Consider the following 19,429-nt stretch of genomic DNA (forward strand, 5'->3'; position numbering starts at 1 on the left):
CAATTCGGAATGAGCTTAAATGGACAAATTAAAACGCTATACCTTCTGTTTTTTATTGTTTTTGCTATTTAGTGGGCACACTGTTGCCAATGAACGAGGACTGCTAGAGAAAATTATCAGTTCAGCCAGCATCAAGCATATCCGGATGAGCCCTGATGGACAACATGCCGCTTTTACTACCAGCCACGAAGATGAAGACTATATTGCGGTATTTTCGCTATCCAACTTTGAAACAAGTATTGTACATAACTTGCCAAAGGGGCAGCGTATACAATATGCAAGGCTTGCCTGGATAGACAATAAACACCTGTATTTGCAGTATGCAAAATCAGACAGTTATAAGGCAAAACATAAAAAGTATTTATATGAAATTTCAGACGATTTATCGATTAAAGAGCATGGTTTGCATGTACCTGGTTATTTAGTTGATCCTTTGGCTAGACAGAGTGGTCAACTGATATATGCACACTATCAATACGAGCGGTTAAAATATAGATTAAAATTATTTCGCGCGACTCCACAAGATTTAATTCGCAATAATTTTAGCCAAGCCTATGAATATCAGGCTGAGTTAAAGGACGTTTTGCGCTATTCAACTGATGAACAGCACAACCTTAGGTTTGCCCAATCAAATGACCGAAAGTCGGTAGAGCATCAATTCTGGTTTTTAGATGAAGATGAACACTGGCAAAAGTTATATAAAACAGATGTTACCCGAAATACCTTTAAACCCATTGCAATAATAGACGCGAATACGGCTTTAGTACTGTCTAATGTCGTGTCAGATAAAGTGGCATTATGGCGTTTTGATATTGCAGCTCAGCGTTTTGTTGAGTCTTTATATCAGCATCCTGAGTATGATTTAGTTGGTGTATCACTCACTAAAACTGACCAACAGCTTCGTTCCGTCAGTTATTATCAGGATGGATTGCTGAAAGTTGATTATTTTGATGAATCAGTGAAACAGAGATTACAGTTGGTCACTCAACTGTTAAATGATGGGTCTTCATATATAGTGTCAGCCGATCAAAATGAAGATAACATGGTACTGTTTCATTCAGATTCGAACTTCTCAGGTGCGTTTTATTTACTGCCTGATAACAGTGACCTGCCTCAATTGCTCGCACATCGATATGCACAGCACGGTGCTTTGAATTTTAATAAGAGTGAGCTCAGAGAGTTTAAAAATGCGGATGGGCAGACTACCGAGAGTTATTATCTGCCCGCTAAAACCGGTGTGTTAGAGCAATCTGTGTTACTGGTTGTCCCACATGGCGGACCAATTGGTGTGCGCGATTCGCGCAGTTTTAATGCCCAATTGCAGTATTTGAGTCAGCTGGGTTTTGCGAGTTTGCAGGTTAATTTTAGAGGCTCTATCGGTTATGGCAAACGTTTTATGGATGCTGGGCGTGGGCAATTTGGTGAAATGATCGAGCAGGATGTGATGGCAGCGCTGCATAACCTGCTAAAAACCGAATCATTTGATAAAATTTGCAGCCTTGGGAGTAGTTATGGCGGTTATTCAGCTTCGATGCTGGCAATTTTACATCCAGATGTTTTTGACTGTGTGGTCGCCCGTTTTGGTGTTTACGACTTACATTTGTTGTATAGCGATGTAAATTATAAGCAGGGCGAATTGTATCAGAAGCGGGTACACCAGGTGGTCGGCGACCCTAATATACAAAAATCTCCGGTTTATTTAGCGGATAAACTCAATGTGCCGGTTTTATTGACTGCGGGTGCTAAAGATAAAATCGCGCGCCCTGAACATACCTGGCGTTTTCAGCAAATGTTGACGCAGCATAAAAAACAAGTCGAAATGAAAATCTTCGACAAAGCCGGCCATGGACATCAGAAAAAAGAGGGGTTACGTGCAGAGCTGGCACTGATTACCGATTTTCTGATGCGCCAATTAACATTAAATAAGGTTCATTAAATAAAGGTCATTTAATTGAATATGGGCATCGCTGAAATTGCAAAGCTAGATGCCCTGTTAGACAATATGCTTATATTGGACTATTTGATTATGATTAAATGAAATATAGGATTTTCACCCTTTTAGTACTGTTGTCGTTTTTTACTTCTGCTCGCGGGTTTGCACAACCAACCGATTCAGTTAATTTATCCGCTATTCAGCCGGATTACCGTGATTTTTGGCATGCCAGTGAAGAAAACTGGTTAGAGATTGGCGCATTATTTGGCGGGATCACCTATCTTGGTTTAAAGGAATGGGATTGGGGTAGCTCTAAGTTTAAATTCAACGGGGAAGGCTGGTTTGGAATGGATACCGGCAGTGGTGGCGCCGATAAATTGGGGCACTTGTATTCAACTTATGCGATGAGTGAATTCTTATCTCATCGTATGATGGATAAAGGGTATAGCGCGCAATCATCGGCTTTATATTCTGTTTATGCTGCCTCTGCATTAATGTTATATGTGGAAGTGTTCGACGGTTATTCAGGCGACCACGGCTTTAGCTATCAGGATTTAGTCGCCAATACAGTAGGTGCGGGTGTCTCTTACTTTAAAACTATTTATCCTCACACGTTAGGCGATACCTTAGATTTACGTATTGAGTATTCACCTTCTAAAGGCATGGAAGGTTTTCATCCGGTAACTGATTATTCCGGCATGAAGTATTTGGCGGTTGCTAAGTTAAACGGCATCGATGCTCTGAAAAAAACACCATTACGATTTTTCGAACTGCAATTAGGTTATTTTACGCGCGGGTTTGCAAAAAATGATCGGCCTTTTACTGACTATCGTACAACTGAAACTTTCGTGGGGATCAGTATTAATCTGGATGAACTCTTGTTTAAACCATACGAAAAACAACTGGGTCAAGTAGGCCAGTATATTCGGGCTGCAACGCATTATGTGCAGGTACCTGGAATTTCATTACGTACAGATATCGCTGAGCGCAGAAAAGGTGTAAATTAACGGCCAATCGCCATCATCGACAATCTGCAAAAAAATGTCAGCTTGATAGTAAGGATTCAATATGAGTTTAAAAGATCTGCATTTGAGTTTGGTTAACATAAAAGACAAAGATTACCCTCAAGTTAAAAAGTTAATGGATAGGGTATACAATGATATCGGCGGTGCTTGGCCGCAAGAGACAATTTGTCAATTGATTTCGGATTTTCCTGAAGGCCAGTTAGGCTTGATGGACGAAGACAAACTGATTGGTATCGCGTTGTCTGTTCAGGTAGATTATAGTCGTTTTTCAAACCCTCACACTTATGATGATTTAATTGGTCCGCAAAGTCAGATTTTAAATGACGCCGATGGCGATGCGATTTATGGGTTGGATTTATTAATTCACCCGGATTATCGTGGCTATCGGTTAGGTCGACGCTTGTATGATGCGCGTAAAGAATTGTGCCGCCAGCACAATTTTAAATCCATATTGGCGGGTGGCCGTATTACCGAATATCACAAATACAAAAAGAAACTGACACCGGTTAAATACATAGACAAAGTTAAACGTAAAAAGATCTACGATCCGATACTGACTTTTCAATTGTCCAACGATTTTGAAGTAAAACGACTGCTTAAACATTATTTACCGGAAGATGAGAAGTCTGGTGGTTATGCAACGCTGTTAGAATGGAATAATATTTTTTATGAACCAGAAGCTGCGGTGGTTGATACCACACCCACTCAGGTGCGAATCGGTGTGGTTCAATGGCAGATGCGCGAAGCGGCAACGGTGAAAGAGCTAATGCAACAGGTTGAATATTTTGTTGATGCTTTGTCTGAGTACCAAAGTGATTTTGCGCTGTTTCCGGAATTTTTTAATGCACCCTTGATGGGCTTATCGCCGGATAAAAGACGCACTGAATCGATTCGCTACCTTGCCGGTTTTACCGAAGAATTTAAAACGCAAATGTCACAAATGGCGGTCAGTTATAATATCAATATTATTACCGGTTCAATGCCATTGGTAGAAGGTGATAGGCTATTTAATGTCAGTTATTTATGCCATCGCGATGGTACGGTAGATGAGCAACGCAAAATTCATATTACACCACATGAAAAATGGGACTGGGTAATTGAAGGGGGTGACAAATTACAAGTATTTGAAACCGACGCTGGACGGGTCGGTATTTTGATTTGTTATGATGTTGAGTTTCCAGAAATCACGCGTTTACTGGCAGAGCAGGGCATGGATATTTTGTTTGTACCTTTTTGGGTTGATACTAAAAATGCCTATTTACGGGTGCGCCATTGTGCACAAGCCAGAGCCATTGAAAATGAATGTTATGTGGCGATAGCCGGTAGTGTTGGTAATTTACCCAGTGTAGATAGTTTAGATGTGCAATATGCTCAATCTGCGGTATTTACTCCGTCTGATTTTTCTTTTCCGCATGATGCTGTTTTGTCTGAAACCACGCCTAATACAGAAATGCTGATGTTTGCTGATTTAGATTTAGCCGCGCTTAAAGTACTGCATGCAGAAGGTGCGGTAACTAATTTAAAAGACAGACGAAAAGACTTATATAAAATAGAATGGCTGGAAAAGTAACTGCTTACTTACTCTGCTTGGTTTTTATATAAATGTATTGTTATATATGTGTAGTAGTAGGGTATAAGCACTAGATTCTAATGGTTATTACACAAAGACTGGGCTATCCGTATTGGATAATAAATATCAGCGGCTGTTAAGCCGCTTTTTTTCGTCTGCGTTTTTTGCTAAAGCGGCTTCTGGCTGCGTTTTGTGCGTTTTGTGCTTTTTGTGATTGGCTTAACTGAAAGTCGTGTTGCTGAATGCAATCGGCAACTAGGTGGTTTAATGCATTTTCAATCGGTTGCATAAAATTTTGGTAGTTTTGCTGTGCTTGGCAAATGGCTTCTAAACTGGCTTCCCACTGCGCTGTCATATCGGGTAAGGTTAAACTGGCCGGCAATTTATGGATAAGATCTTTACCTGTTTCGGTTGCTAGTAATTTTTTGCCCTGACGACGAATAAAACCCCGTTTTAATAGTACCTCTATCATACTGGCCCGTGTTGCTTCCGTTCCTAAGCCATCTGTTTCTTTTAATATTTTTCGAATATTTGAGTCTTTAACAAAACGACTGATACCTGTCATCGCAGATAACAGACTTGCATCGGTAAAGTGCTCTGGCGGCTGGGTCATTTTTTCCAGTAAATCAGCTGCGAGACAGGGGCAGATATCGCCCTTTTTTAGCTCAGGCAGCGGTGGTTTGGCGATCACCTCTTGTTGTTGCGAGGCATTGTTTTGTGTCTCTTTTCTTTGTGGTAATAGTTGCTTCCAACCTAATTCAACGGAGTCTCTTTGTTTGGCGATAAATACCCCACCACCGAGTTCAAGTTCGATGCGGTTGTCTTGATAAACCCAAGGACCATAAAATTGCATCAAATATTGGCGGCAAATTAACTGATATAACTGTAGCTCCGTTGGGCTGAGCTGACTTTTATTTATTTTACTGGTTGGAATGATCGCATGGTGAGCTGATACTTTAGCATCATTCCACGCTTTACTACGCAGCGCGAGGTTGGCATTTTGTACGGCATTGTGTAAATTGGATGCATTTTGTCCAATTGCCTGACTAATTTGTGGTGCTTGAGTAAAATGTTCTTTAGGCAGGTAACGGCAATCTGATCTTGGATAGGTAATCAGTTTATGTTTTTCGTATAAACTCTGGCAGGTATCCAATGTTTGTTGCGCTGTTAACGACAATACTTTAGAGGCATCTATTTGCAATGCCGATAAGTTGTAAGGTAAAGGGGCAGCCTGTTTTTTTTGTTTCCCTTCTGTTTTTAATACTGTTGCTGATTGGCCGTTAATTTTAGCAATGACATGCTCGGCCAATTTTTTATTTAATACTCTACCATCGCTGTCCATATGTGGTTGGCAGGCTTCACTGGGTTGCCACATCGCGTCAAACGGCTCACCCGCCGGGCTTTGTAAATGGGCGACCACCTGATAAAAAGGTTTGCTTTCAAATGCGCTAATTTCATCGTCCCGTTTGACAATTAAACCCAGTAAAGGCGTTTGTACCCGACCTATTGAAACCACACCCTGATAGCCTTTTTGTTGTGCCTTAATGCTGTATGCACGGCTTAAATTGATGCCAAATAGCCAGTCAGCTCGGCTGCGTGCTAAGGCCGAAATAGACAGCTGTCTGAAATCCTGATTATCTTTTAATTTATTGAGCGCTTGTTTAACAGCTGAAGGATTTAAGTCACTGATTAATAAACGCGAAACCGGTTTGTTTGGCGAGCTGTTATGTTGTTGGCAATGGGCGATGACTTCATCTACCAATAATTGACCTTCGCGATCGGGATCGCCCGCATGCACAATATGTGAAGCGCGTTTAATCAGGCGGTTTAATATGCTTAATTGTTTTTTTGTTTTGCTTTTGGCATTTAATTGCCACTTTTGTGGCACTATTGGCAGGTGATCGAGTTGCCAGCTTTTGTATTTATTGTCGTAGTTTTCAGGCGCTGCGTTTTCCAGTAAATGTCCAATACACCAACTGACACAATCGCCATTCGGTAATTCTATATAGCCGTCTTGTGTTTTTTGTGGTTTTGGCAGTACAGTGGCAATCGCTCGTGCCAACGAAGGTTTTTCGGCAATATAAAGCTGCATAATACAATCAGAGTGCTGTTAGACAATGCGTTTAGTATAACTGTATAAATGACCAGTTATAAAGGTGCAATCAAATAAAATTTTATTTTGCGGTAAGCTTTGTGGTCTCAATGAGAGTTTAGCGGATGTTTAATTAGGTGTTTAAGTGAGCGTGTTATGCGATATTTTTTAGCAATCGAGCCTGACAGTCGATGTAAATTAGCCATTGAAACTTGGCGAGACAAAAGTCTGCCGGCGTTTAATAGTCCGGTGCCTGTTTGTAATTTTCATATCACACTGGCATTTTATGGCCGAATAACTGAGGCTCAATTAGAACAAATATGTCAGTTTATGGATCAGCAAACTGAGGTTAAGACTTTCGATTTGCGTTTAGATATGCAAGGTTACTGGTCTAAACCCAAAGCTTTCTGGATTGGCTGTAAAACGGTGCCAGATGAATTGCTCAGTTTAGCAAAAATAGGGCGTAAAGCCGCAAGAGTAGCGAATATTCCTTTGCAAAATCAAACTTATATTCCGCATCTGACGTTAGCACGCAAATGTGCAGTAGAGCCGCCTTGCGCTTTAATTGAGCCTGATTTTGAGGTCAAGATAAAAGAATTTTCCTTGTATGAATCTGTTTCAACTGAATCGGGCGTGCGTTATTTTAAACGCTTTAGCTGGCCGCTAGGGCGTGTGAATCTTTGTATTATTTTTGAGCAATAGGCTATTTTAATCATTAACAAAGTAGAATGAGTGGGGTTTAGTCATTCTAAATAAACGAATTCTAATGCCGTTAAGGGTTAAAATAGCCATTGCCCTTCGGGCTGAGGCCAAAATGGTCTTATGCAGCGTTAGAAATAACTTATTTAGATGACTAAACTTCATTATTTCTGCCTTGCCTAAGACCATTTTTTCTCTCAGCTCAAATTATAAACAAAGATAAACACGCCCTAGCGATTAAATTGTTTCGTTAATAATGCGGCCTACCGCTCCGGCTGTCACGTCATCTAATGATAAAGTCGAAAGCGTATTATTTGCATTAACTGAAAAAGAGACAAGTTGGTTAGTTAATGGATCGCCAGCGCCTGCACCTTTTAAAATTTGTGAAGTTGAACCAATTTGTTGTGCTGCTGCATTCGCCAGCACTTGCTGCGTATCTAATAATTGGTTCTCTTGGGGTAAGCTGTAGCTCAGCGCGGTCGGCGATTGTGATCGTTCGCTAGACTGCACAGCAGATTGAACACCCAAGTTATTATTTAAAATAGTAGAATTTAAAATGGCAGAATTTAAACCGTTTGAATACGCATTGATAGGCATAAAATCCTCCTAAACAGCAATTAACTACTTTTAACTACTTTACCCAGTGTCTTGGGGTTAGTTTACGGCAAAGTATAATTATTCTCCATTATTCTCCATTATTCTCTATTATTCTCTATTGTTTGCCGTATGATTATGTTGCTTGTAGTGCATAAATTGGCAGCAAAACCTGCCAGTTTATGCACTTCTTTCATTAACTTCTACCTGCACCAGCTCATATAGTTCTAACAAATCATCATCTTCCATATCCGCTAAATGAATATTGCCAAATACACGTTTTTTCACTAAGTCAGCTTCGGCACAATGTGTATGCGCGACGCCTTTTCCGGGAATGGTGACAGGTAAACCTTTCGATTTGTCCGATTCGAGCATATTTGAATTACAAAACATACAACGCATTTTTGTCTCCAGTTATTTTTTCGTTCACTTGTATTCGTTTAGTTCCAGCTAATTGCTTTTCATCTGTGCTATATCTAAAGATAGCTGCTTTATAAAAAATTAAAGTGCAAAAACTAAAAAGCTCGGTGATTATTTTATTATTTTTGCGTGAAACTGATAAAATCCAGCGCAATTATTTATACGCTAAACGATAAGGGTATTATTTTGATCGAACGTATTGAAACGGGCCAACGTATGAGCCGTATTGTTAAACACAATGGCACTATTTATTTATGTGGTCAGGTCTGCAAAGACGCTACTCAGGGTATTAAAGAACAAACCGCCAGTATGTTAGAAAAAGTCGATGATTTATTGCAACAAGCTGGCAGTGACAGAAAACATATTTTATCTGCTACTATTTATCTAAAAGATATGCAGTACTTTAAAGAAATGAATGAAGTTTGGGATAACTGGGTACCTGAAGGTTACGCGCCCGCCAGAGCTTGTGTAGAAGCTAAAATGGCACGTGATGTCTTGTTGGTTGAAATTTCTGTGGTTGCTGCGCAAATTAAATAAACGTTATTTGAATTTGGGAGCTGTCTTTCAACTTGGTTTGTTGTATTGACCGTCATCGGCTTTAACGCTGTAGTTAAAGCCGATGGCGTTTAAAGTTGATGTTTTTATCACCGTTGCCGCAAAAATACCATATCCGGTTTGCTGTGCATCAAAAAATTCTGATGTGAAATATTCCACGCATATGCACCAGCTTGGCCAAATAATAGGTAATCACCCACTGCGATGTCGGTTAATAATTGAGATTTGGCTAAAATATCTTTTGGCGTGCAAAGCTGACCAACTAAAGTGGCTTTTTTGTTTTTCAGGGTGGGCACATCAAGCAGCGGTGTGCGACGTTTGATCACTTCAAACGGGTGGTCATGATTTTGTGCTGCAGGTGTGCGAAAGTGATGTGTTCCACCTTTAGCCACAACAAAATATTCTCCATGATTTTGTTTTATATCGATTACTTCCATGCAGTAGTAACCACAGCCTGCACTGACAAAACGGCCACATTCAAATCGAATTTGAGTATTTTGCATTTTATTTAGGGTGATTAAGGTTTCTAGCTCGTCACAAAATGCACGCCATTCAAATACCTCTGCGGGGTTTTGATAGTTTATGCCAATACCACCACCGACATTGAGTTGTTCAACTGTTAATGCGTATTCTGCTTGCCAACGTTTAAATGTTGCAAAATATAGTGACATCAGCCGTAAATGTTTATGGCGGCATAGTTGGTGTGACATTAAATGAAAGTGAAATCCTTTTAATATGATATTTGGGCAATTTTTTAGCAAAGATAAAGCGTCTGGCAATTGTGCGCTGTCAATGCCAAAAGGGGTCGCTTTACCACCCATCGCGAGTTTAGTGGTACCAATATTGCCGATGGGTATATTCATTCTCAGCAGAATGTTAACTTTACTACCCAGACGCTCGGCAATTGATTGCACGCGGCGGATTTCATATAAACTTTCGACGTGCAATAATTCAATACCATAGTGAATGGCAAGCTCAATCTCTGAATCCAACTTGCCGGGCCCGCCGAATATTAAATCCTGCTCAGGCAACTGCTCTTTTAACCAGCTTAATTCGCCGCCAGAGGCTGCTTCAAAACCATCTACGATAGGCGCTAAGCTCTGCAAAACTTCAGCTTTCGGGTTGGCTTTTGCGGCATAGAATAGTTGGCAATTTGGGGGTAATGCATCCACCATCATACTTGCATGCTGGCTGAGTGATGGTAGATCGTAAATATAGGCACAAACACCCTGTTCAGAACGCTTGGCAAGTTGTTGTACGGCTTCAGTTATATTGTGTTGTGGCATGTGATTGTACTCATAGGATTGGGTAATTCGACGTATTGAGCAAGACGATCGGCGTGCTTTAAAAGACGAGTCATTAAATTGCATTTACAGGGAATATTTCCACCCTTTAACAACTTTTGTAACTCTGGCTCTTGGCCATATTGTTGCTGGTAGTTTTGTATGCTGTTGTACACGGTTTGCCACATCGCCTCTTCAAGCTCAGGATTATTGTCACTTAAGTGGAATATGGCTTCGCTAATATTGTTGATTAAAAGGCAATAAGCAATACGGCGCCAACCTTGTGCTCTGTCGTAATAGATAGAATTGATCGCGCGTTGACTAAGCCCGCTTAATGTATCTTCAGGCCACTTTGTTGTGGCGAGTTTTGTCCCTTCTAAATCGCGCAGGCTGATAAATACTGGGCGATGAGTATCAAAGCCAATCACGGTGTTTTGTAGGTGAGGTTCAAAGATGATACCCAGTTTAAAAAAGTAAAATAAAACTGGTGGTAATAGTGCTTCAGTGTATGCCTCGAACCAGTATTTTGCCGCAAGTGTTTCACTGAGCTCATTGGCTTTTGCCAGTGAGGCAATATAAGGTTTGATTGCGCTATTATTGTTGGCGTCGTCGGTAAACAAAGCGGCGGCCACGCGCGGTTGCTGTTTTTCAACTTGCGCTTGCGAGAAAGATTGTCGAAATAAAATACCAAATGCTTCACTCAGTTCAGTCACTTCGTCCTGCTGCGCTTGGCTGGCTAGGTTCGCAAAATTCAAAGTGACTGAGCTAGGTTCGGCCATTAACTGAAAATGGGTAAATTGACTGGCTTGATTTTTTTGCAATCGACTGAGTATTTGGTTTAAGTAAACCGCGGTTTCTAACTCGTACCAAGCATTTTTACGAACACAATTGGTTAGTCTGATATGTAAAGAGAACTTAAGAAAATAATCTGCTTCGTTGTTGTATAAGGTTCTAACTGAAGATGTTGGAAACCAAGGTGTACCTGCAGCGCCAAGTTGGACAATATCACCATTTTTGACTGCTTTTTGAAATAAACCGCGGCTTGAAAATTTATCCAACTGAAAAGGGTGACATACAAATACGTGATATCCGGTCGGTACTTCCAGCTGACTTAGGGTTTGTAAGAAATCTAGACCGTCAAATTCAACACTATTTAAACTTTGTATTAATTCGGTGCGTACCGCTAAGTACCTGAGCTGAAAATGCGCGCCGGTTTCCGGTGAAAAGGAAGCCAGTATATCGCGGCTGACACCTTCTCGGCTTTTTGGTGTTGGATGCCAAGCATGCCCCCACAGTAAATTTTGTTCGCTGCGTATAAAGCCATTTTTTAACAAGGTGGTCGAAGCGTCTTGTGAATCGGCATGGGCACGGTATTGCAAAAATAAATGGCTGTTGTTGACGCTATTGTTTATTTGTTGCGCGAGTTCTGCGTTAAAAGGCTGATCCATCGCCACAGCTAGGTTGTGTAACAAAAGCAGAGTCAGCTCTTTATGTTTGATCTTTTGCCAACCAGTGCCCGTTTTTTTCACATAAGGTGCACTTATATGTCGGCACTGACCGAGCTTTTTAAGCGCAGTCACCCTCACTAAAAGCTGTGAGTTTAAAAGCGGGAAATTAATTAATAAAACATCCTGTGCGCTTTTTTTTAAATGCGTTTTAAATGCTTCTGGCCAGCTGTGTTTGTGTATGTTCGGGTTGACTGTGATTTCATTGCGCTGCGCTGCAAACTCACGGCAATAACAATTGATTAGATTCATCATGCTGCGGCGCTCTGCTTTTTCTTGCAGTAGCGTCTGTTGGAATTTTTGGCTAATAACATTATTCTGCATGTTCGGTGTCCTTGAGTTGGGACTGAAAACGGGGGAAAAGCACAATGGTGAGTGCCAATAAAGCACTTATCATGCTGAGTAAAAATGGCGTATGGTGTGTAAACTGCTGGACAATAATACCGGCGCAAAAACCTGCTACGACGCCAGCCCATTTGCTGGCACTGTCAAACCGGCCAAACATCAGGCCGGAGGCCGAAGTTTTGAGTGCTGAAACACTTTGATGCAAACCGATAAAGGTTAAACAGATCCCAAGGCCCATTAACAAACGCCAAAATACCATCCAACTGCCAACTTCTGCTTGAAACTGCAATCCGGCACTGATACCCAGAATTGCTAAACCGTAACGACAGAGTTGTTGTGCAGACATGCGCGTTTGCCAGTTTGGATTCAGCATCACCACTATCAGGTAAATTAAATGCGGTAAGCTGAAATAAAAACCGATCAGGCTTTCATTGCTCACCTGTAGTGATTGCATATACGGGAGAAAGTAGGGGAATGACACGACCGTTGAAAAACTGAAGAGAAACTTAATCAGTAAGATCTGATTAAAACTTAAACTCGATGTGGCAGTGACAATTGTTTTGCTGTTTTTATTAGGCTTATGTGCTTGCTCCTTTTTTGGTAATCGGGTGATCACGACTGCTGCTATTAAAGGTAATAAAGCGAGATAACAGTATATTTTCAGCGGTGCTTCTAAGCCCATAAAAAGCCCGAGAATGACAGGGGCGGTCAGCAATGAAAGGCGAGCTGAAAATTGTGTCAGGTTAAGTGTACTCGCCAGTTTATTCTTACCAACCTGACTGGATAAATAAGCGTTGGATGCGGCGAACGTGCCACCACAAAATCCTTGAATAATCAGGCCGATTGAAAATTGCCAGATTTCTGATGCGGTTCCGGCGATGATAAAACCCAAAGCTAACCCGAGTTGTGCACGAATTAATGACAGGCGCTTTCCGTATTTATCCGCAAAACGTCCCCACCACGGAGTAGCCAACGCAGTGCATACCGTCGGTAAAACATAAAACCAGCCAATCAGCATCTGTTGATTTTCAGCTAACATGCCGTTCATCACTTTAGGTAAAAATAACGGCATACCCAATACTGAAAAAGAAGCGATAAAGTGGCAAATCAATACCGTTATTATGGTTTTGTTGAACCGGCTGGAGTAGGTTACTGAGGTTTCAAGGCTCGCCATGTTCGCCTCCGCGAGGATAGTTTTGATTCCCTACGCCGTGCATGGAAAGCGGATTTGGGGCACTTAGGCCATAATATTTATTGATGCTGGCGGCACCACTTTTCTCTTTACTTAATAAACTACCTGCGGATAACAGATATTTAGCATAGTGTGTTGGTGTATCAAGTAACATTTTTTTGGCAAAAACAGTATTGACTCCTTCAGCACTTAGGGCCTGCAGTTCGTTTTGCAATAAAGTTTGCAATAGTAGGTAGGTCTTGTGTTTGTTGAGTAGCCCATGCGCATGTAGCGTTTCGAATAGGCAGCCCATATTCAGTTGTAAATTAATAGTGGTAAACATCTGCAGCAAGGCGGTTTCATTGTCTGCGAACATGCGCTTGTCGATAAATTGAGCCAGCAGCGCATCTGCTTCTGGCAAAGCACTTTTCACTTTCGTTTTAAGAATTCGACCTGAATCATTATCTCTGAGTATTAAACGAGGTGGCGCATGCTGTGAGAATAAAATCAGGGCGTTTTGTTGATTGGCTTCCAGAGAAATTCCATATTTTAGCCACAGGCGCAGGTGAACACTGAGTTGTAGTTTAAGGTAGTCGTGCATGAATACGTCCAATTCGCCACCATAATAATCTTCAGCCAATTGCTCAATGACAAATTTACCCCGTGGGTTTTGGGCTAAAAATGCAGCGACACAAACCGGGGTGCCGGTTTTTAACGCTTGTGGATATGTTCGCAGTATCCACGCTAAATCAGCTCGGTTATCGACATATCCACCTTGCTTTTCGTCACAATGTAGGTACGCGGCGTGCAATTTTTTATCTTGCTCGGCGATTTTTTGCAGGAGTTGCTGGAATATATAACCATCGGTGACCGTGCTGGGTTTTATAGTGCGAATGTTTTTGCTACCTAAGGTGCGCATCGGCAATGGTAATTTAATATGCAGGTGGGGGTGCTCAACCAATGCCATCGTTCTGACTGATAAGGTTGGGATAACTGAAAGGTAGGGTTTAGGCGCAATCACCAACTGCTTGCGGTGTGGCCAATCGGCTAATGTTTGTGGCAAATAATGTTCTAGTGTCATTGGGTGTACTGGCACCAACTGATGGCTGCTGGCTAATTCTGACGGCAAACCAAGATCGCTAAAGTTGGGCCAAATTGAAGGCAACTGTTGCTGGCTGTTACGACAAAGTGATTTTGGTACGGCCAGCCAGCATAATTCAAAGCTTGGCATCGCTTCAGGACAATAATTGACTAGGCTGTTTTCATCTAAACCAAATTTAGCCCGCGCGGTTGGATAAAAAGGGTGATCTAAGTGAGCTGCCAGTTGATCGGCAAAAGCCATTTGTGCAAAACCATCTCCGGTCTTTCGAATGGCTTGATTCAGTCTATTTTTTTGTTGGTTAAATATATCACGCGCAAAACCTCGATGCAGTGTTGCGCAGTCACATTCATCCAGGTATGCCAAATAATAGTTGGCATCGCTTTCAGGCAGTGATTGGCGTAATATGCTCAACCATTGGCTGTAGTGATTTTGACAAACGAATCTACTGTTTCTGCGAACAAACCATGTGTTATCTGCGACCCGCCAGTCCTGCATAAAATCGCAAGGTTCAACAGCAAGCCAGATTTCTTCGGTGCACAGATGTGTGATTTTTAGCCAGTGCTCCGCTTTTATCGCGCTTGTCTGATTCATTTCCGGTGCTTTATCGGCGGGAATGATTTTTCCAAGTGTGGTGATTTCACGTACGTTTTCCCGAATACATGCATCCAGTAAACGTCGGGTGATATAGCTTTGATCATCCTGCAGTTGTGTCTGCTGTTGGTTAGACATTAGCGGATCTCCCATGCATTTTGTGGCATGTGCTGTTCCATATGTTGCTCTATGTGTTGCACAAATTCACTTTCACTCAGTTGGCTTTCAGCTTTTGCGTACGCACTGAAAATTGCGAGGCGGTCACGGTCTGAATGTGTTAATGATATTTTTTCGCCGCGTTGTTTCAGCAGTTCCAGTTTTGTACCAATCGCAGCATTAAATTCAAATGGGTTGGGACAGTTTTGCAATTCACCTGCATGCTTAGCGATGTAATAATTGGCATATGCTTGACCATCAACAGCAGAGTTAAGGTTAATGCGTTCGCCTAAATGTAATCGCAGAATTTGTTTAAAATAGTCCTGGTTAAGCAAACGATCGAGTAAGAATTCTTTGCCACCACCGATACAGCGATAGTTTATTTCTATCAACTTAGGACCTTCAGCTGTCAGGATAAATTCACTGTGACAAGGGCCAAAGTTAATTCCAAAAGCTTGCAGTTGAGCAAGTGCTGACTGCCGATGTGCAGAGTTAGTATGATTATTCCATCTGGCTGAGCGTTCTATAAAATAGGGCGGGGGGAAAGTTCGATATCAAATCCCCCTAAGGCCACCAAATTCTCCCCGTCACCCAGTGTTTCTAGGGTAAATGCTGTGCCTTGTAGGTATTGTTCAAGTAATAAGCTCTGGTTGGGGTGCTGTTGCCAGAATTGATTGCAAAACTGCGCTAAGTCTTGATGGTTTTGACACAGTTTAACATCCATACTGGCGACCCCTTGCTGGGGCTTGGCAACGATCGGATACGGTGGATTTAGCGTCTCTAGCTGATTTATTTCATCTACAGCTTGATACCAGGTGGTTTCCAGCCCGCTTTGTTTCAAATATTGTCGCATCGCTGTTTTATTTTTTGCTCGATAACAAACGCGCCAGTCTTTACCCAGCAGAGCAAAAAAATCAGCCGCTTGAGCACAAGCTGTTTGCAGGTGATCACTGTTCGTGAAAATTGCGCTTGGGTGCAGATTATTTTGCAGAATAAGTTCGATGATAGACTGCGCATTAAATACATCACAGGATAAAATTTCGTCCGGATATGCGTCTAATTTGGGGTTAGAAAAAAATTGTTGATGCGCAACAATATCGTCGGTTAATAACCAGACTCTTAAACCAAGTGCTTTGGCGGCAGGTACAAAGCCGGTCACGGCTGTCGTATTGAGTACATGCGTTAAGATGATTAAATCGCCATTTAGAGTGTCTTTCATGTCATGTCCTTTTGTTTTGCGAGTATGTTATTTGTAAGGTGAGAGTTGCGCTTTAAGTGCGCGTGATAAAATGCCTCTGTCCTGTCCAGCGACAAATTGGCGAATGCCTTTTTCTCGCCACTTTTCTAGTTGGCCTTCTGCGCGTGGGATGGCACAAAATGGCACTTGGTGGGCTTGGCAACGCTCAGCAATGTATTCTATTGCGGCTTGAACTTCTGGATGATGAACAGATTGTGGTTGGCCTAAAGAAACCGCGAGGTCTAATGCGCCTTCCAAGATCATGTTGATGCCGGATACGGATAAAATATCATCTAAATTATCTAAACCTTGTTGTGATTCGATCATCAGCATGAGCATGATCTCTTCATTTGCAGAGGTAATGTATTCGTCAATTGTTAAGCGGCCAAATCCGGTATTCACGCCGCCTGTGATACCTCGCGTACCAAGCGGTGGATAGCGGCATGCATCGACCGCTATTTGTGCTTCCTGTTTATTATTGACTTGTGGAACGACAATGCCCATCGCGCCGGCATCTAGAGCTTGTTTTATTAAGTAGGGAATTGCGCCGGGGACACGAACAAAAGGGACAATATCGGCACATTGGGCCGCTCTGATTGCGTGTTGCAATTCACTGGGATCTCTTAACAGGTGTTCAATGTCCAGAATAACGAAGTCGAAACCTGCGTAACCAATCATTTCTATCAACATGGGAAGCGGAACGGAATTCATCAAACCGACGACTTCGCGACCTTGATTAATTGCCGTTTTAACTTTGTTTAGCGTTAGCATAAAGCTCCTTTCTTGCTTTTAAATTTGGGAGGGGTTTTATTGTAATGATAATTATTATCATTTTCAATTGAGGGTTGTGCTTGTTTTGCAGTTATTTTAAAGGCGAGCGTTAGCTTAGATGTGTATAAATTAAGTGGTTTTCAAACGAAAAACGACGTTAGCTTGTTGAGTTTAACAAGCTAACGTTGAGTGTGAGTGGATGTTACAAGGAATTCACTAGAACGAAAATTTCACACCCATATTAACTGTGGTGCCGATGCCTTTGACATTGAAAGACGTATAAGTTAAAGCTTGTGCGCGGGCAGGGAAGTAGTCTTCATTGAACAGGTTTTCAACACCCGCATAGACAGACACATTATCAAAATTATAACTACCGCTTAGATTGACCACGTTATACCCCTGCACATTGCCTTCATCACCGCTATAATTGCCCTCTTCATCTCTTTCAAACCGGGTTCTATCGGCGACATGCAAATAACTGACAGCAAGCGCGGCTTGTTCAACCGGACGCCAATTCGCAACTAAGGTTGCTTTTGGTGCGCCAATTTGACGACCCCCTATATAGGTGTCAGATTCAGTATGTTTACCTTCGACATAACCAAATGTCGCCGCAAAATCGAGGGTGTCGTTAAATTGGTAATTGACCACACCTTCGTAACCCCAGATTTTTTGTGGGGCACGTTGCGTAATGTAGATCCCTGTATTTGGATCTAATGTGCTGCGAGAGCCTAGATCAGATTTGCTTTTATAGGCGAGTAATTCGATGCGCCATTGGTCAAAGTTGCTGACAAAACCCATTTCAAAGTTTTTAATAATTGCCGCTTCAGTCTGAATTTTTGTAATATCATCCACTGTTGCGGAACGCAATAGCACACCAATATCCGGTACATCCGCACCTTCTGAATAGCTCATGTACGGATTGAATGCATCGATGCCGTTGTAGCGAAAACCAATGTTGTAAGTGGTTGCTTCAAAGTCGATTGAACCACCTTGTACATCCATCGGTGTTGAACAAACGGTTGGGCTGGTACACAATTTTAAAGTTTCGTAATCATCCACCGTTATTTGGATATCTTCGTGGCGAATACCTGCTTTTACAATGTAATCATCGGCAATTATCCATTTACTTTGCAAAAAGCCAGCGATGTTGCCCATGTCCATCTCAGGAACCCACATGCGTCCATCCACGAGCGGCTGAGAAGTTACGTCATTCAGTGCATCTAATCCATATATCAGATTAAATTCAACATCGTCTAACGCAATAAAGCTATTGAAGGTTGCTCTTAAACCCGATTTATCTGACTTAATCAGTGACTGACCACCTTCTACGCCTAAATCAGGGTTACCTAATCGAGTTGAATAGAAAAAGACATTTTCAATTGTTTGTTTATAAGCATCAACATCTAGCTGTGTATTGGCAAATATCTCGCTATCCCGATATTTTAATTGCGCATTGTGGTTGCCTCTTGGTCCTTGCGGCTCTGCATTTTCCGGACGACTGGCAGGATCGTATATCGCGTAAGTTTTTTCGCCCTTACTGATGTTGCCGATGACATCAACCCAATCAGAGTCTTGTTGTGATTCATAATAATTGTATGTGAAATCGAGGCTTTTTTCGTCAGTGAAAGCATAACCCAATTTTGCAAAATAGTTTTTGGTGACACCTTCTGATAAGCCATACTGAGTACCCAGTGCATCACCTTCTGCATCGCGTAAAACACCATTCTCCTCGTGGCTTAAGCTGGCCACATAACTAAAATCCTGAACCGAACCACTGACCGTTGCCGCAATTTTGTGACCTACAGTGTCTTCTAATTTTACTGCGCTAAAGCGTGTAGATAAGTCTAAGTTAACTTCTACAGGTGCGTCAGCGCCCGGCTTTTTAGTGATGTAGTTGATAATACCACCTGCAGCACCGTTACCATAAATGGAGGTTGCACCTTGAATTATTTCAATGCGTTCGATGACGTTCGGATCAAGTGTTTTTATACCCAGAGCGCCGTTTCTTAATGGCGTTGATTGTGGTACACCATCAATCATGACTAAAGCGGCTCGTCCACGCAATGTTTGACCAAAATTACTGGATGTACCTGTACCTGAGCTGATGCCCGGTACATACATTGCCAATAAATTTTGGATGTCGGGTGAAACTTTCAGTTGCTGCTCTAATTCCTGATTGCTAATTACGGTAACCGAAACGGGCACTTCATCGATACTTTCTATAATACGGCTGCCCGTCACCAATACGGTTTCAATATCATTTTGCTTTGCTTGTAGTGAGGCTGAAACGGCTAGGCTCAACGCAGCAACAGTGAATAACTTCATACAAATCTTCCTAATTACTCGACAAATGAAAAAACTGTACTATACATGCAAATGA

16 protein-coding genes are annotated in these 19,429 nt (G+C 41.8%); 5 read left to right on the forward strand and 11 right to left on the reverse strand.

The window, feature by feature from the left end:
* Positions 1-19 precede the first annotated feature (19 nt).
* The 3 genes from FNT16_RS07135 (at position 20) to FNT16_RS07145 (ending at position 4,528) form a co-directional block, all read left to right on the forward strand.
* A complete protein-coding gene (locus FNT16_RS07135) occupies positions 20-1,936 on the forward strand; it encodes an alpha/beta hydrolase family protein (RefSeq protein ID WP_143870937.1) in 1,917 nt (638 codons plus the stop codon).
* Between the two features lie 98 nt (positions 1,937-2,034).
* Complete coding sequence (locus tag FNT16_RS07140) at positions 2,035-2,940, forward strand: DUF2279 domain-containing protein (protein ID WP_143870938.1); 906 nt, start codon at positions 2,035-2,037, stop codon at positions 2,938-2,940.
* A 61-nt stretch (positions 2,941-3,001) separates the two neighbouring features.
* Positions 3,002-4,528, forward strand: a complete 1,527-nt coding sequence (locus tag FNT16_RS07145) for a carbon-nitrogen hydrolase family protein (RefSeq protein ID WP_143870939.1) — start codon at positions 3,002-3,004, stop codon at positions 4,526-4,528.
* Between the two features lie 136 nt (positions 4,529-4,664).
* On the opposite strand, the gene FNT16_RS07150 is transcribed toward FNT16_RS07145, so the two are convergent.
* Positions 4,665-6,620, reverse strand: coding sequence for a DNA topoisomerase III (locus tag FNT16_RS07150; RefSeq protein WP_143870940.1), 1,956 nt, complete (start codon positions 6,618-6,620; stop codon positions 4,665-4,667).
* A 156-nt stretch (positions 6,621-6,776) separates the two neighbouring features.
* Between FNT16_RS07150 and thpR the strand changes: the two genes are divergently transcribed.
* Positions 6,777-7,322: an RNA 2',3'-cyclic phosphodiesterase gene (gene thpR / locus FNT16_RS07155; RefSeq protein WP_143870941.1), complete on the forward strand. Its 546-nt coding sequence runs from the start codon at positions 6,777-6,779 to the stop codon at positions 7,320-7,322.
* Between the two features lie 234 nt (positions 7,323-7,556).
* Here thpR and FNT16_RS07160 read toward each other — a convergent pair whose 3' ends face one another.
* Entirely contained in the window at positions 7,557-7,916 is a 360-nt protein-coding gene (locus tag FNT16_RS07160) for a hypothetical protein (protein WP_143870942.1), read from the reverse strand.
* A gap of 177 nt (positions 7,917-8,093) precedes the next feature.
* On the reverse strand, positions 8,094-8,315 hold the full coding sequence (locus FNT16_RS07165) for a hypothetical protein (RefSeq protein WP_143870943.1): 222 nt from the start codon (positions 8,313-8,315) through the stop codon (positions 8,094-8,096).
* 201 nt (positions 8,316-8,516) lie between these two features.
* On the opposite strand from FNT16_RS07165, the gene FNT16_RS07170 reads away from it, so the two are divergent.
* Entirely contained in the window at positions 8,517-8,870 is a 354-nt protein-coding gene (locus FNT16_RS07170; RefSeq protein WP_342779167.1) for a RidA family protein, read from the forward strand.
* Positions 8,871-8,977: 107 nt separating this feature from the next.
* Here the strand turns inward: FNT16_RS07170 and FNT16_RS07175 are convergent, their stop codons facing one another.
* From FNT16_RS07175 to FNT16_RS07210, 8 genes are all read right to left on the reverse strand, one after another.
* Complete coding sequence (locus tag FNT16_RS07175; protein ID WP_143870945.1) at positions 8,978-10,174, reverse strand: type III PLP-dependent enzyme; 1,197 nt, start codon at positions 10,172-10,174, stop codon at positions 8,978-8,980.
* A complete protein-coding gene (locus tag FNT16_RS07180; RefSeq protein WP_143870946.1) occupies positions 10,156-12,000 on the reverse strand; it encodes an IucA/IucC family protein in 1,845 nt (614 codons plus the stop codon). The genes FNT16_RS07175 and FNT16_RS07180 overlap by 19 nt, the downstream gene beginning before the upstream one ends.
* Positions 11,990-13,195 carry an MFS transporter gene (locus FNT16_RS07185; RefSeq protein WP_143870947.1) on the reverse strand — a complete coding sequence of 402 codons (1,206 nt, stop codon included), beginning with the start codon at positions 13,193-13,195 and terminating at the stop codon, positions 11,990-11,992. Before FNT16_RS07185 ends, FNT16_RS07180 begins: the two co-directional genes overlap by 11 nt.
* Positions 13,182-15,023, reverse strand: a complete 1,842-nt coding sequence (locus tag FNT16_RS07190) for an IucA/IucC family protein (RefSeq protein ID WP_185976720.1) — start codon at positions 15,021-15,023, stop codon at positions 13,182-13,184. Before FNT16_RS07190 ends, FNT16_RS07185 begins: the two co-directional genes overlap by 14 nt.
* Positions 15,023-15,433, reverse strand: coding sequence for a hypothetical protein (locus FNT16_RS07195; RefSeq protein WP_143870949.1), 411 nt, complete (start codon positions 15,431-15,433; stop codon positions 15,023-15,025). The genes FNT16_RS07190 and FNT16_RS07195 overlap by 1 nt, the downstream gene beginning before the upstream one ends.
* A 131-nt stretch (positions 15,434-15,564) precedes the next feature.
* Positions 15,565-16,260 carry an ATP-grasp domain-containing protein gene (locus FNT16_RS07200; RefSeq protein ID WP_143870950.1) on the reverse strand — a complete coding sequence of 232 codons (696 nt, stop codon included), beginning with the start codon at positions 16,258-16,260 and terminating at the stop codon, positions 15,565-15,567.
* Between the two features lie 27 nt (positions 16,261-16,287).
* Positions 16,288-17,049, reverse strand: coding sequence for an HpcH/HpaI aldolase family protein (locus FNT16_RS07205; protein ID WP_143870951.1), 762 nt, complete (start codon positions 17,047-17,049; stop codon positions 16,288-16,290).
* Positions 17,050-17,265: 216 nt separating this feature from the next.
* A complete protein-coding gene (locus tag FNT16_RS07210; RefSeq protein ID WP_143870952.1) occupies positions 17,266-19,374 on the reverse strand; it encodes a TonB-dependent receptor in 2,109 nt (702 codons plus the stop codon).
* Between the last annotated feature and the right edge of the window lie 55 nt (positions 19,375-19,429).

The sequence above is a fragment of the Catenovulum sediminis genome (assembly GCF_007289895.1).
Lineage (GTDB): Bacteria > Pseudomonadota > Gammaproteobacteria > Enterobacterales > Alteromonadaceae > Catenovulum > Catenovulum sediminis.